This is a genomic window from Nitrosopumilus sp. (assembly GCA_029862745.1).
GTDB lineage: Archaea > Thermoproteota > Nitrososphaeria > Nitrososphaerales > Nitrosopumilaceae > Nitrosopumilus.
Genome location: JAOTWS010000006.1, coordinates 40,911 through 55,845, shown reverse-complemented (window position 1 = coordinate 55,845; position 14,935 = coordinate 40,911). Strand labels below are relative to the sequence as shown.

Genomic DNA, 14,935 nt, shown 5'->3' with positions numbered 1-14,935 from the left:
GGAGGAGGTGTGACAAATGAGTAAAATAGAAAATATAAACAATCACAAAGATATCTATTCTGTTTGGAATGATGGTGTCAAGACTTTCTATTCAAATATGGAAAAGTCAATTCCACAGTTCCATCAAGCAGCAACTAATCTGCTCCAAGAATATGTCCAAGCATGGAATGATGCTTCATCATCAATCATTGATATTCAAAGGGAATTTGCAACCAAAGTAGGAATAAACGCGAATATGCAAGAATCTTCAATGAATATGATGCATGATTCTGCAGAAAAGATTAGAGGATCATTTAATATTCATACTATGATGTCAATTGCATCAATTGATGCAACAAAACAAAATATTCATACATGGAATGAAAATTCAAAATCTTTTGCCAATATCAACAAAGACATAATGGATTCTTTGGTATTACCATTTAATTCAAAAATATAATACAGATATATGCTGGTCTTGTCCGCCATATGATTTTTTTTCAAATATTTTTAATTCCTTAATGTCTTCATTTCTTATTTGATATGGCAGATCCTATTTAGAAAGGATCAGTTGATGTTCCAGTTTGACCATCAGTTTATCCAAGTCAGAATTTACCTGAATGATATGTATGAAGAAGAATACGATACAACCGTTGACAGATTATGGCATTTAAAGATTTAAAATACCCATATATTGATTATTTAAGTAATAATTACGTTGAGTCAAAATAATAAAATAAAAAGGAACAACATGTATTGAGGAAAGTTTTATCATTAACCAATTGATTAAAAATTTGAAATGAGCAGAAAAATAGGATCTCCAAAACAACAATCCGTATTTAAATGTACATACTGTAATTTTATATCTAAAAAGAATTCAAATTTTATTTTACATGTCAAAGAAAAACATGGTATAGAACTTTAATGAAAACTAATCTAGATGACTTTAAGAAATAATTGTAAAAAGCTTATTTGAAAAAAGATCTTTGGTTAGCAAATGAATATTCACAAGCTGCATCAAATACCCGTCAAGAAGGCAATAGTCAAGTCTGCAAAGAAGGCAAGTCTATATTGTATCAAAAAGAGCATTTTTCATAATAGCAGAACCGTATGTGTTACCCATGAAACCACAATCAAACTTGTTGAGTGTGTATGGGTTTGGGTTTGGCTGCCATACATCAGAATTGACTTATTTTGGCAAGTACCAGGTTGGAAATCAGACAACATTTTTGGAAAATATTCCTCAAAAATTGATTTTGACCCAACATATGTGCTACCATTTGTTGACATCTGATCTATAATGATCCACTCTATTTTTTCATCATAGTATTGCAAACATAATAATTTGTTTTGTTTCTTAAACGCATCATAAAACTCCTTAATTATTTCTGCATTTTTCGTGAAAACATTTCTTGAATTGTGCATGTGTGTGATTTTCTAAATTTATCTCAAATCTTTGATACAAATAAGAAAATGGAGAATTTTCCATTTATGATGTTTCTAGATGTATTATGGTTTATCATTGTAAACATCTACACATATTGGTTATGATTGAGAATATGTACTTTTGAGTCTGATTTATTGGTTAAGCATTAGTTGTTTCTAGTCTATGATTCATCCTTGAGAAAATAAACAAAAAAAAAACAGCAACCCATACCTAGATAAAAACGGTACCAAATAAAGAAACAGCATGTAATGAGGAACTTAGTTTTAGTACTAGATACTACTAAACTAAGCATGGTGTCAGTAGATAGTATAAGAAAACTAAAATGTAAAGAATGTGGATCGAGGTTCAAGTATCCTGAAAGACTAGAAAAACATAAAGAAATTGCACACAATAAGAAAAAGGAAAAATGTAGAGCATGTGGTACTGAGTTTCATTCTTCTGAAAATCTAAGAAAACATAAAAAAATTTGCACGGAAAGAGTTTGATTTCGTGATAAATCCAACCTAAACTTTTTGGTAGACGTTTAATTGGATTATCTAAACTGAGTTTAAAATACTCACAAAATTTTCAAATCTGCACCATATCTTCAAACTTGGACTAAAGAGAATGTTAAACAGGATAATTGTAAAAGAGTCGTATGGATAAAATGTGACATGAATTAATCGTAAATCTTGACTTTATCATGAAATTATGTTAATATCTAACAAAACTTTGAGATGTAATTCTTAATCCAAGTTGATGATAAATAAATATTTTTTTGGAATTAATCTTTGATAGTAAAAATTATTTATGCATTGCATGTTAATGTAGATATCAAAATAAAAAACCAATTAAAGAATTAGATCATAAAAAAATATGTTTTAACTGATATGTCAAGTAACCATCTTCTCTGATTTAAAATCTATCCCACCATTACTATCAACAGTAAAAACATAAGCTTCTTTCATGTCTTCTTTACCACTATGGGTATAAACTAGAACTCTATTTCCATCTGTTCTGATATGTACTGTTCCAAACGCAGTTCTCTTAAATGCATAAAATGGTCCTTTTTGTTTAGTACTATTTTGTTTTTTCAATTTACTTGTTTTATAGATTTTATCATCAACAAAACCCATATTCTTAAAAAAAGCTGCTAATTCGGTTACAAAAATAAGTGGTTCGGCAACTCTAGAGTTTTTTCCTAATGAACCAACCAAAGATGCACGTGGATGAATGTATTCTTTTGCTGCATTTTCGTCTCCAGACGAAATAATAGAAACTACTGGTTTTACTTTTTCCAAAAATTCACTTGAAAATTCATGTGATCCATGGTGCGGTGTTTTAAAAATCTCTGCACTCAAATCGATTCTGTTTTGTTCTGCCAAATCTTTACCTGATTCATCGTTGAGGTCCCCTGTAAACAGGATATTTACATTTTTGAATTTTATTTTTAGGATTATAGAGTGACCATTAATGGTGTGCGAATGAGAATACGATCCTTTTTCTTTATCCTCATTATCTTTGATTACTGATCTTGGAATTGGTTTATCTCTTTGTTTTAAGAAAGGTAATGTGCTTAGACCTTCTTTTATTTGTGTTCTTGGGCCTAAAACTTGGATATCTATACCCTCTTTTTTTACAAAATCAAACGGCTTATCTGTGGGATCATACTCTAAACGTCGTAATTCAATAGGACCACGTTTTTTATATGCTTTAATTGCTTTAACCCATTTTTGAAATGTTGAATTCAGTTTCTTTTTTGGTACGCTAGTTATGTCATCAAAAAGATCCACAAGGTACAATCTCCCATCAAATTCTTTTGTTCTACCTAATCTTTTCTTTGTAGAAACATTTTTGCCATTGATCTTATTAGAAGATTTCACAATTCCATTATGAAAAATTCTTTTTGGATAAATGAATAATTGTTTATTTTTAACATCATTTTTTTCTGAATTGTATATTTCAATTAATCCTTGAAAATGATCAGCGTCACCATGGGTAGCTACTATTGCATCAATTACATATGGTTCATTAATGGTTGAACCAGGAAATTTTTGAGCTAAATATCTGGCAAATAATTGATTATCTCCACCATCTACTAGTATTCGCTTGTCATTAGGAGTTTCAATATACGCCGCATCTCCTTGTTGTACATCTACAAAATCAACTCTCAGAATCCCATTATTATTGATATCAATTAATTCTGTTTTTTTGTTAATGACTCCCGATTTTTCTTCAAGAATAAAACTGCCATCATCTAGTTCTTTGGAGAAATTAAATTTAATAAAGTAGTATTTTTTGTTTTCACCCATTATTGTAATCTCTTCCCCCCATGGCAATATTGTGATGAATTCTTTTTTTCCTGAATCATTTGGTATTGTATATGCTACTACCAAATCATTGCCTATCATTTTGTTATGCAATGCACTTTTGAATGTGCTTAAAACAATAAAAGATTATTCTAAAATACATGCCTGTGATCAAGAAGATATAGAACAATGGTAAGTAAAACCAAATTAGTTGGGATTTAAAAAATACAAGTGATGCAAATACAACGACAATTTCATGATTATTAAAAAATCTACTCTTCAGTTTCTTTATTTGGTAAGTTCCCAGTATGTTTCTGGAATGTCAAATAGTATAGGATAATTTAACATCAAAATTGCGATGATGAAAATTACAACATAAGATATAACAGTTATTATACTAAAGCCTAAGATTTTTGATTTGCTAGTTTTGAAGAATGATACAACAATTCCTGCTATCGATGGAGGTAAACCAAACAAAAACAATCCTGCATAAGGCAAAAATGGATGATCAAAATTAGGCTTTTCTGTATCTTCTTCTAGGTGTGCCTCAAATATTTCTGCAGAAGCAAAAAAGGTTGTAATGATAATTATAGTTAAAACAATACTGCCAATTCTTAAAAAATTCATAATTTGAGTAAACCAAACAAAAGAACTTCATAAAATGTTCGATTGTTGAATTCAACAGATTCTACATCTAACTATATCTATGTATTATAATTACAAAATTTATTTAGAATTAGGCTACTCTTATGTGGAATTGCTGCCAAAATGACCATGAAATTAAGAAAGTAGGTTTACTTTCTTTTTTCTATATTTTTATTTTACATTATTACAAGAATACAAAATAGAAAAAGATCGATATGTTTTGATTTGAACATAAGAAGAAAACCACACAAGTGATTCTCTTATTTTTTACATATATTACAAGCCATCTGTATCTATACTATTGAGATCATTCATCTTTTTGGTACATGCTCTAATCTCTTCAGATGTATGTTTACTTTTTGATCTTTTGCATATTGGACATGTATCATCGCCTGTTTTAGTATCAGTTGAGGACATCATTATGTTGTGTTTGGCAATAGTCTGATTTAATTTTTGAGGTGCTGTTTTGTATTTTACTGTAAAATTATGATTAACATATTTTTTGGTCTACAGATCAACAGGATTTACATCAGACAATATAAAAAAAATAGAAAAAAAGAGTAGAGTTCCTTATTGGAACGGATCGATGAATGGACAATTCACAATGTGATCGCTATCCATTGGTTTGGCAATGCTAATGTCGATTAGATCTGCTTCTTTGTATGCATTGATATCATCAATGGTTTCTAGCAGTTGTGCACTAGAAGGATCAGTCCATCCTATCATGAAGATTCTCCACATTGGTGAATAGTTTGCATCACCTGGTGCACCTGCAGCTATTCCTGGTTGGAATCCCATAGGTCCAGTACCTGTAAGACCATCCTTAAACTGGAATAGATCTACTGCTGCTGAATTTGCAATCAAACTAGCCGATGTTGGTGCACTTGTAACTCCCATCATACTTGCAGGACCACTTGGTGTTGCATCAGTTACAATGTAATAGATGGTTCTACCATCAGGACCCCAGCCTCTATGTGCGATGAAAGTTACTGTCTTTTCTTCAGTATTGATATCTAGAACTTGTCCTCCTCCATATGGAGTCTCGTCAGTTAATGTCTTGTTCTCTTTTACCATCATCTGACCACCAGGCCAAACAATTTGTGGCATGTTTAACACTACTTTTAGTTCAGTAAGTGTAACCTCACGTTTATCTGCAGCAGCCATGATCATCTCTTGCGAATCAAGAACTCGTGGTTGTATCCCTTCATTCCATGTAACATGTACATGAGAAGTCAGTGCACTATACACTTCTGGTTGTGCAGGAGTACTGGTAAATACTTCACCTTGAAATCCATGAACTCCATCACCTTTAATACCATTTGTAAACATGTATGTCTTTGATAGTGCCTCTGCTGGAGCATTTGCTAGCAGTGGAGCAAGTTCTACTTTCCAATCCTGATTTGCTGTAATTATATCTGCATGTGTTGGATCACTAGAGTCGGTGATGATAAAATAAACATCCTCACCATTGTAGTATCCTTGATGCAAAGGGATTGTTGCTGGAACATTTGCTCTTGATAACTTGAGCTGTGAGTCCATGCTAGATTCGGTATTTTTTTGAGATGTCGTCTTGGGCTCTACATTCTTTTGAACTTCTTTTTGTGTAGATACTTCTTTAGAAACCTGTGGAGCAGGTTGTGGTGTTACAGTTGAAGATCCGGATTTTTTATCTTCTTCCCAACCGTTTCTGCCTCCTGGATAATTCTTACACAAGACATCACCACAAACTACCTTGTTACTTGTTGCTGCATTTGCATCAGTAAGATAATTTGAAGTCATGCCTGCTGTAAACAGGGGAACTAAAGCAAGTATTGCCATATACTTTAGCGTTTTATTCATTGATAGTCAACACATGTATCGATTTAAAAGATTTTGCCCATATTGGAAAAGGAATTGAATTTTTTTTATAGAGAAATAGTTTGATCTGGCATTAGCAATGTATAATCAAAACCCAAATCTATGGTCTAATATTTTTAAGGAAAAACTTAACCCTCGTAAAAAATCCGGGAAAACCCTTGGAATTCTTATCACTTTGATTTGTTTTGATTATCTTGATTGCTCATAATGATTAGTATCTGCTAGATTTTGGATAAAAGCAAAACAAATGATTTATTCATATCACTCATCAGCGAATTTGTATTATCTTATAATTGATAAAAGATAACTTGAAAAGGATGGGCAAAAGTTGGCCCACCCCTTGGACGGTATGGTCGGTTAACGGTTAGATGGTTTCTTCCCGCAAATCTTAAACTAGTTAGTACAACATTTACTTAAAAGCGAAACGTATGATTTCTCAGCATGATCTAAATACTATTCTTGGTTGATTCTGTATGATTGGAACTCTCACCAAGCAACTAATCGTTGTTGGTCTTAAGATCCGATCATCAAAAGTTTTGTTTTCTTTTTAATCAACTAATGTATACAAGAATTTGCACCTTATAAGAAAAATCTATCAAACATATTTAGACTATCAATTGTTACTAGATCAACCAGAATCATTTTTTGTACTTGTTGATAATATCTGATACATTACTGAAAATGTGAATAAAACTAGAGGACCATGAATACTAAATAAAACATATTTTTAAAAATTTGATATTTGATATGAACATAATTAGGATATATTGCACCCTAACATCAAAAGTTATTTGCAAGAATTGCTATACCATACTTATTGGATGAATCTAGAGAAAAACAGATAGATAGTATTGTATATGAAACCAACGATAAACTTTCTGCAATTGCACAAGAGATGAAAAATGTCAACTTTTCTACATTAGATGATAAAACAAAGAAAGAAAAACTCGAGGTACTAAGAGTGGAATTTCAAAAGATGTTAGATGAACAACAAAGACGAGTACTAGAAATTACAAAAAAATAAAAAAGAGATTTATTTTTTCTGAATTTTCTTTAGCATTGTTTTTCTCACTAGGACTGGGATAGTTCTAAAATTTATCCTATATCTGGTAAAAATCAAAACTAACAATCATCTTTTGCAATAAATAGGGACTATTTCTTTTGGTTTGTATGAGTAAGAAAATTATGGTTTGCTTGGATGGGTCAAAGCATTCTTTACGTGGATTAGATACTGCAATCTTGTTTGCAAAACAGTCTGATGCCACAATCGTTGGAGTTCATAGTGACACAAGTTTTAGTGCATTTTCTGCTGTTCGTGCACCTATACTTCCAGAGGAAAAATGGACAAATGGAGTACAAAAAATAATGCATTTTGCAAAGAAAAAAGTAGAAAAAAATAAAATTAAATTTGAAGGAATTGTAATAGGAGGGCATACTTCAGGTATTGACTTGACCACATTTGCTAATAATCCTAAAAACAAGATTGATCAAATTGTCATAGGATCAAGAGGAATGGGGTTTCCAAAGGAATTGTTTTTTGGAAGCACGTCAAACTTTATCCTACATAAGGCAAAGGCTCCAGTAACTGTAGTGAAATAACTGTGATTTCAAATTTAGTCTTTTTGTAGGTGTGTCTTTTATTCTCTAAACTATTTACTTTTGGTGTTAGACATGAAAGGTTTGGATCTGTTAAAGGGAAATATTATCTGGGTTGTGCTAGGAAGTGCCATTTTTTATATTATTTTTATCTTGTATTCTGATATCAATAAAATTTCAGAACAATTTTTGCATATTAAAATTGAATTAGTTTTTTTGGTATTTCTTTTTGGGATAATCTCACACACAATAAAGAGTATACGTCAAAAAGAATTTCTTCAAATGCTTGATGAAAAAATATCCTTTAAACAAAATTTGATTATTTATCTAGCTGGAATGTCATTAATTTTTACTCCTGGTGGAGTAGGAGTGTTTATAAAATCTCATTTTTTAAAAAACCAATTAAAAATAACCAACAACAAATCATTTGCAGTAATTTTTCTAGAACGTTATCATGACCTACTTGCTGCTACCAGTATTGTCCTTTTTAGTTTTGTAATATCATTTAGTTGGATATCTTTTCTAATGGTCATAATTTCCTGCTTTTTACTAGTTGTAATTTATCTTGTTATTGTCAATCTGAATATTTTTTCTTTTGTTCATAAAAAACTATCAATAATAAAATTTCTAAAAACTAGACTGCCTGAAATAAATCTTAATGAATCATTTTTTATTTTGACCAGACCTAAAACCATGACTAAGGGATGGTTGATAAGTGTAGCCGGATGGATTTTGGATTCATTGGCAGTATATGTTGGATTCTTGGCATTAGGTATTGATCTAGGATATGTTCTGACATCTCAAATCTATCTCACTTCATTAGGATATGGAGTTTTGTCTTTAATACCTGGAGGAATTGGTGTTACTGAAGGGATTGCAGATTATTTGTTAGTTCAGCAAGGATTGACTATTTCGGTTGCATCATCACTAGTTATATTTACAAGACTTGCAACAATATGGTTTTCTACAAGCATCGGAGTAATTTTCACTCGTTTTGCATTAAAACAAAAAACCACTATCTGATGAATTAGTTTGATCAACATATTGAAAATAAGACCATCAAGAGTATTTCTGATTTCTCTCTTCAAACATGTCTCAAACAATGATTTTCTGATTTTTACTATTTACTTACATGTTAATGTGTTATTTATCCAGATTGTGTTAATTCCTAACAAATCTTGAGCTATAACAGATTTTAATTGATTCCTCTAACATTACTTATGGATGAAAATCTTTTGAGGAAAATAGAGCAAAAAATTCAAGACACCATTTCTAACAAGGATGAAATCAAACAATTAATTCAATCGCTTTCACCTATAGATAGCTCAAAATCATTTGCTTTGGGAATTGCTGTAGGAAGGATTTACAACGCCTTTTTTTACCAATCAAAAAGAATTCTTAATCGAGAACCCACAAAACAAGAATTTGATGAATTTTTAGAGTTTATCAAAAATAAGAAATCTAAATTAGATAATTTATGGTGATATTTTCTTCCACTCGATCACTTTGATCAATGGGGTTCCTGGTAATTTTACACAAGCACCTTGAAGTGCTTTTCTTGCAGCTTGTACGTGAGCATCTCCATTAACAAACATCTCCATAATACATTGTCCTTGTTTTACTCTGGCTCCCAAACTAGTAGCTTTGCCCCATGATCTTCTCATTCCTTCTGAAACTCTGTCTGCACCTGCTGTTGCAATTTGTTTATTTTCTCTAAGAAGATTATGTGGATAAATTCTAAGTCGCGAATAATAGCCTAATTCACCAGTTGTTTTTTCTAATGTTTTGTTGGCTGCTAATCTGGCTGATTCAATTGCCATATGTCGAATCTGTAATTTCTCTTTTAGTAATAATTGAACACAATGCTCGTATATTGCTCTTTTTCCGCCTTGAAATTTTGCAATTTTAATTTGTGGTTTACCTTTGATGTACTCCTTTCTAGTAAACACTTGTCCACGTCCTTCTCTATAATTAGCACCATGCATTATAACCTCAAACCAGAAAACCCATATTTTAACGGTTAGTCAGTGATTCATTCATGCATTCCAATGCTTATATGGAAATCACTTGATTTTCTCTTTACCGTGGAAGAACCTCTACTAGTAACTGGCAATTTAATTTCCGATCAAGCATGTATCTCAGATAAGACCATGATACACGAGCTAGATCTTAAGGGGTTTGGAGAAATTGAAAATGAAAAATTATTTTTACAATCATTTGAAACTCTTTATCTGTTATACACTAAAAGACTGATTTTAAAGAAAGGAAAAAAGCAGATTGATTTTGATTCTTTTATGGGTCTTTGTCATAAAATTGACTCTGAAATCCTTACTAAATTCCTGATTTATCGTGATCTCCGTAACCGAGGATATGTTGTAAAAGACGGTTTTGGCTTTGGTTTTGATTTTAGAGTTTATGAACGAGGACAGTTTGGAGAAAAAGGTGCAAAGTTTCTAGTCTTTGGTCTTAATGAAGGACAGCAAGAAAAAATGGGAATCCTTCAGAAAAAGATTGAAGAGATAACTCAAATGGGAAAAGAACCAATTATTGCAGTAATTGAGAGACGTGGTGAAGTAATCTATTATAAAATTAATAGAATTAATTTTAATGAAAACAAGTCTGGCTTAGATGAACCACTCAATATTTAATCATGCATAATCCATTCGGATGAATATTTTAGAAGATTATTTTTTTCTGCATACTTAAAATCATACACTTCAACATATTTTGTTTTGTTCTGCCAAAGATCTTCAAAATCTTTCATCTTTCTTTCAACACGTGATTGGTCATTCCATGATGTGAAAACATCTACTGATTCAAAATCTCTAGTTTGAGTAGGTACTGTTCCTCTTGAAGTTCCAGTAAATGCAACTACATCACCATGCGCGTCTTTAAAAATTCCTATTCTTTCTGAGAATGAATCTGATATCTGTTCTGAATTTGGAATTGCAATTTTTATTTCTACTTGTTCATTATCTATGATGTTTTTTACTTTTTTTATTTTAGAATCTTTAATTAATTTATTGTTGAATGTTTTTATTTCTTTTTCAGAAAAGAGTTTTGTGAGCAAAGTTAATTCTGATGCTCTGAATCTATGACCTGTTATCATCCTTAATTTTGCTTTACCTTGGGCGAAATTATCAAATGCCATAGATATTCTAACTAGTGTATGAATTGATAAAACATCAACACATCTATCATATTCTACGCAATTGCTTAGACAAGGAAGGAAAAACTCTGCAACAATATCATCTCTATCTGATCTATATTCCTCTTTAAGATCTAGTTCTCTTAGCCCCAACAAAACATCCCATTGATTTAGATATTTAAAGAAATAATTCTGTAATTTCAAATATCATGATTAGATTTTTATCAGATTAGTTAAACACTTCAATTTTTTGTATTGTGCGCTTGATTGATATATTATGGCGTAACCCTATATTCGCAGAACTTTGAGAGATTTCCTCTCTTTGTCAGTGTCCTGAACGCCATTTTTGTTCTGCAGGGCTACGCAGTCTATTCTTTGTCTTGGATGTCTGACGACATCAATTACCTTAATGTTTTCGATGTATTTAAAATGTAATATGAAATTTCTAAACATTTGTTCATTCATTTTTCTAAAACTTCTTTTGAAAGAAAACTGTATTGCCAACGTGATTGCAAACAAATCAAATTATTATCTATGTGTGCTACATTAAACTGATGGAAAAAATATGTTGGAACAATTCACAATATCTTGATAGTGATATTGTAATAATTGGAATTCCTGATGAATCCAAATCTCATTCACTACGAGAAGGAACTTCAAGGGCTCCTGATCAAATAAGAAAAACCTCCAATCTTGTAGATTCCTACATGAGAGATGAAAAAAAATCCATTGGACTTCCAACGAATGGGATTTCCAAAAATGTCTTTGATTATGGTAATATTGCTAGAGATAAAATTCCACAAACATTTGAAAAAATATTTTTTGATTCTAAAATTCCCGTATCTATAGGCGGTGACCATTCCATGAGCTCACAGATTATCAAACAACTTGCACAAAAATCAAATAAAATATCTTTGGTATATTTTGATGCTCATCCTGATTTTATTACATCAACTAAGAATTACCATGGCTCTGTTTTTGGGGATGTTTTAGATTGTATTGAACAAGAAACTAGTGTTCAAATTGGAATTAGAACTCCTGAACAAGAGGAATTGGATAACCTAAAAAAACATCAAATACATCTCATAACACCTTTTGATATTGCAGAAAAATCCATTTCTAAAATATCTCAAAAGATACTTGACATTATTGGAGATTCGGTATATGTCTCATTTGACATGGATTGTATAGACCCTTCTCATGCACCTGGCGTCTCTGTTCCTGTACCTATGGGTATATCTAGTGTAGATGCAATCTATCTTCTCAAAAAAATTGTAGGCAAAGGCATTCTGGGAATGGATCTAGTAGAGGTGTGCCCTACATATGATATCAACAATCGAACATCTCATCTTGCATCTAGGATGATTGGTGAGGTAATATCCTCAGTCAAATAATATTGTGACTTTAAATTCAACAAATTCTAATCATAGATATGTTTGAAAATGAATATACTTGGGGCAATGCAGTATCCCAAGGAAAACAAGATGAATTTGATAAAAAATTTGATGATGCTGTAACGTGTATTAAAAAAAAATTTGGGAAACAATATCCGTGCATAATTAATGGCAAAAAAGTCTTCTCAGAAAACACTTTTGATGTAAGGTCTCCGTCTGATACTAGACTTGTTCTTGGCACTTTTCCAAAAATTGATGAATCACAAACAAAAGAAGCCATAACTTCTGCAAAAAATGCTTTTGAGAAATGGAGTAATGTATCGTATCAAAAGAGATCTAATATTTTTAAACAAACTGCTAATGAATTTTCTAAATTAAAGTTTGAATTGGCAGCCTGGATGTCTTTTGAAAATGGAAAAACCAGAATTGAGGCAATAAATGATGTGGATGAGGCAATTGACTTTATGAGATTTTACTCATTCCAACTTGAGAAAAATGAGGGGTTTTGTAAACAAACTCCTCACCCAAACCCTCATGAAAAAACTAGGACTGTTCTCAAGCCTTATGGAGTGTGGGGAATAATCTCTCCTTTTAATTTTCCATCTGCAATTGCAATAGGAATGACAACTGGCGCGTTGCTTACTGGTAATACCGCTGTACTAAAACCAGCAAGTGCAACTCCGTTATCTTCATACTTTTTTATTGAATCTATTGTTGAAAAACTGCCGCAAGGTGTGATTAATTTTGTTACTGGTGATGGAACTGTTGTTGGAAAAATGCTCATTGAAAGTAACGATATTGATGGTATTGCATTTACTGGTTCTCAAGCTGTAGGGATGATGGGTTTCAAAAAATTCACAAAAAAAACGTCAAAACCATTCATTGCTGAAATGGGCGGAAAAAACCCTGTAATTGTTACAAACAATGCAGATTTGGACAAAGCATCTGAAGGTGTGATGCGTGCCGCATTTGGATTTGGGGGACAAAAATGCAGTGCATGTTCTCGCGTTTATGTGCAAAAGAATGTTTCTCAACAGTTTCTCAAAAAAATTATTGAAAAGAGTGCTTCATTAAAGATTGGCATGCCCTGGAATCGTGAAACATTTTTGGGTCCAGTAATTAACAATGATTCTATATCAAAATTTGAAAATGCCGTAAATCTTGCAAAAAAAGATGGCAAAATAATTTTTGGTGGAAACAAAATTACCAATTCGGAGTGTGAAAATGGTTATTTTGTTCAGCCAACTATTGTCACTGATCTTCCAAAAGATCATAAACTTGTGACTGAAGAATTGTTTTTGCCTTTTTTGTGCATTGATACTTATGATGATTTTGATGAAGCAATTACCTTAGCAAATAAATCTGAATATGGCCTAACTGCAGGAATTTTTTCAGAGGATAAAAATCAAATAAACAAATTCTTCGAAAAAATTCAAGCAGGAACTGTATATGCAAACAGAGAATCAAGTGCAACTACTGCTGCTCTTGTACAAAGTCAACCATTTGTTGGTTGGAAAAGCTCTGGAATTACTGGAAAAGGAGCTGGTGGGGAACATTACTTGCAACAATTTATGCGCTCACAAACTCAAACCTTGTGTGATTGAATAAACGAATTTCCTAACAATAGTATGTTTCTCTTTCTTTCACGTAGTCTCCTAATTGAATATGGAAGCCAGTTTGTTCCGTACGGAATGTAATCTGATACCATGAATCCTTGTTTTACTAGTTTTGGTTTTAGTTCATCTCTGACTCCTTTTAGTAACTGAAACTCGAATTTTTTCAGATATTTTTTTGATAATGAAATAGCATCATCAATTAATTTTAAATCATGAGTTGCAACTGCAAACTCATTTGCATCTCTGAACAACAATTTCATGATTTTTAGAAAATTTTGGTCTACTTTTTTTCTTGTTTTGTATGCAATTCTATTTTTTTCTTTATATGCCCCCTTTACAATTCTAATCTTTGCTCCGTGCCTAATGAGATCTTTTACATCATCAACACTACGCTTCAGATTGGCCTGAATTGCTATCCCTAATCTCTCGTATCTGGAAAACAGATCATAGTAAAGCTGAATTGTATCATCTGTATGTTCTGATGATTCCATATCAATCCATACAAATACATGTGAACTTGAGGCTGAATCAATTAACCTCTCAAAATTTTTAAGACATGTTTTGCAATTTATTGACATTCCAACCTGTGTAGGCTTTATTGATATAGCTCCCCTTACATTCCACTTTCTAAATGATGAAATTATCTTCTCGTACTCTATGGTTGTTTTTTCTATAGGATCATTAGTTTTATGATATTCTCCAAGTTTATTGATTATTGCATGTCTGCCATTCTTGTATGCTTCTTTTGCAGATGTCAGTGCATCATCAATATCATCTCCTGCAATCCACTGCTTTGCAAACTTGAAAAGAAGTTTCTCCATCATCCTTAGTGCATTTACCATAGTTGTATTCTTACTAAAGTATGATATTAGCTTGACACCATGTAACACATCCCTTTACAGTAATTCTGAAGTTACATAAGTAACTAAGCATATCATTTATGATGTTCTGTTTTATTCTATATC

At 31.8% G+C, this 14,935-nt stretch carries 17 protein-coding genes; 10 read left to right on the top strand and 7 right to left on the bottom strand.

What is annotated here, in order from left to right:
• Positions 1 to 16: 16 nt before the first annotated feature.
• From OEM44_07655 to OEM44_07645, 3 genes are all read left to right on the top strand, one after another.
• The gene (locus tag OEM44_07655; GenBank protein ID MDH3516674.1) at positions 17 to 439 is read left to right on the top strand and encodes a hypothetical protein; all 423 of its coding nucleotides are present in this window, start codon (positions 17 to 19) and stop codon (positions 437 to 439) included.
• Between the two features lie 537 nt (positions 440 to 976).
• On the top strand, positions 977 to 1,273 hold the full coding sequence (locus OEM44_07650) for a hypothetical protein (protein MDH3516673.1): 297 nt from the start codon (positions 977 to 979) through the stop codon (positions 1,271 to 1,273).
• Positions 1,274 to 1,716: 443 nt separating this feature from the next.
• Positions 1,717 to 1,911, top strand: coding sequence for a C2H2-type zinc finger protein (locus OEM44_07645; GenBank protein MDH3516672.1), 195 nt, complete (start codon positions 1,717 to 1,719; stop codon positions 1,909 to 1,911).
• A gap of 387 nt (positions 1,912 to 2,298) precedes the next feature.
• Here OEM44_07645 and OEM44_07640 read toward each other — a convergent pair whose 3' ends face one another.
• From OEM44_07640 to OEM44_07625, 4 genes are all read right to left on the bottom strand, one after another.
• The gene (locus OEM44_07640; protein ID MDH3516671.1) at positions 2,299 to 3,828 is read right to left on the bottom strand and encodes a hypothetical protein; all 1,530 of its coding nucleotides are present in this window, start codon (positions 3,826 to 3,828) and stop codon (positions 2,299 to 2,301) included.
• Between the two features lie 174 nt (positions 3,829 to 4,002).
• On the bottom strand, positions 4,003 to 4,341 hold the full coding sequence (locus tag OEM44_07635; GenBank protein ID MDH3516670.1) for a hypothetical protein: 339 nt from the start codon (positions 4,339 to 4,341) through the stop codon (positions 4,003 to 4,005).
• 294 nt (positions 4,342 to 4,635) lie between these two features.
• Positions 4,636 to 4,779 (bottom strand): hypothetical protein, encoded by a 144-nt coding sequence (locus OEM44_07630; GenBank protein ID MDH3516669.1) that lies wholly within the window; start codon positions 4,777 to 4,779, stop codon positions 4,636 to 4,638.
• A gap of 150 nt (positions 4,780 to 4,929) precedes the next feature.
• Positions 4,930 to 6,198, bottom strand: a complete 1,269-nt coding sequence (locus OEM44_07625) for a hypothetical protein (GenBank protein ID MDH3516668.1) — start codon at positions 6,196 to 6,198, stop codon at positions 4,930 to 4,932.
• Positions 6,199 to 7,033: 835 nt separating this feature from the next.
• Between OEM44_07625 and OEM44_07620 the strand changes: the two genes are divergently transcribed.
• From OEM44_07620 to OEM44_07605, 4 genes are all read left to right on the top strand, one after another.
• Positions 7,034 to 7,240, top strand: coding sequence for a hypothetical protein (locus OEM44_07620; GenBank protein MDH3516667.1), 207 nt, complete (start codon positions 7,034 to 7,036; stop codon positions 7,238 to 7,240).
• A gap of 146 nt (positions 7,241 to 7,386) precedes the next feature.
• A complete protein-coding gene (locus OEM44_07615; protein MDH3516666.1) occupies positions 7,387 to 7,815 on the top strand; it encodes a universal stress protein in 429 nt (142 codons plus the stop codon).
• A 72-nt stretch (positions 7,816 to 7,887) separates the two neighbouring features.
• Entirely contained in the window at positions 7,888 to 8,835 is a 948-nt protein-coding gene (locus tag OEM44_07610; GenBank protein MDH3516665.1) for a flippase-like domain-containing protein, read from the top strand.
• A gap of 197 nt (positions 8,836 to 9,032) precedes the next feature.
• Positions 9,033 to 9,296 (top strand): hypothetical protein, encoded by a 264-nt coding sequence (locus OEM44_07605; protein MDH3516664.1) that lies wholly within the window; start codon positions 9,033 to 9,035, stop codon positions 9,294 to 9,296.
• Here OEM44_07605 and OEM44_07600 read toward each other — a convergent pair.
• Positions 9,288 to 9,797: a 50S ribosomal protein L16 gene (locus OEM44_07600; protein MDH3516663.1), complete on the bottom strand. Its 510-nt coding sequence runs from the start codon at positions 9,795 to 9,797 to the stop codon at positions 9,288 to 9,290. The genes OEM44_07605 and OEM44_07600 overlap by 9 nt on opposite strands.
• A 99-nt stretch (positions 9,798 to 9,896) precedes the next feature.
• Between OEM44_07600 and endA the strand changes: the two genes are divergently transcribed.
• Complete coding sequence (gene endA, locus OEM44_07595) at positions 9,897 to 10,460, top strand: tRNA-intron lyase (GenBank protein ID MDH3516662.1); 564 nt, start codon at positions 9,897 to 9,899, stop codon at positions 10,458 to 10,460.
• Here endA and OEM44_07590 read toward each other — a convergent pair.
• Complete coding sequence (locus OEM44_07590; protein MDH3516661.1) at positions 10,457 to 11,113, bottom strand: DNA repair helicase; 657 nt, start codon at positions 11,111 to 11,113, stop codon at positions 10,457 to 10,459. The two genes, endA and OEM44_07590, sit on opposite strands and share 4 nt — an antisense overlap.
• 401 nt (positions 11,114 to 11,514) lie before the next feature.
• Here OEM44_07590 and OEM44_07585 point away from each other — a divergent pair, with 401 nt between their 5' ends.
• The gene (locus OEM44_07585; protein MDH3516660.1) at positions 11,515 to 12,354 is read left to right on the top strand and encodes an arginase family protein; all 840 of its coding nucleotides are present in this window, start codon (positions 11,515 to 11,517) and stop codon (positions 12,352 to 12,354) included.
• A gap of 38 nt (positions 12,355 to 12,392) precedes the next feature.
• A complete protein-coding gene (locus OEM44_07580; protein MDH3516659.1) occupies positions 12,393 to 13,958 on the top strand; it encodes an aldehyde dehydrogenase family protein in 1,566 nt (521 codons plus the stop codon).
• On the opposite strand, the gene OEM44_07575 is transcribed toward OEM44_07580, so the two are convergent.
• Positions 13,940 to 14,812, bottom strand: a complete 873-nt coding sequence (locus OEM44_07575; GenBank protein ID MDH3516658.1) for a proline dehydrogenase family protein — start codon at positions 14,810 to 14,812, stop codon at positions 13,940 to 13,942. The genes OEM44_07580 and OEM44_07575 overlap by 19 nt on opposite strands.
• Between the last annotated feature and the right edge of the window lie 123 nt (positions 14,813 to 14,935).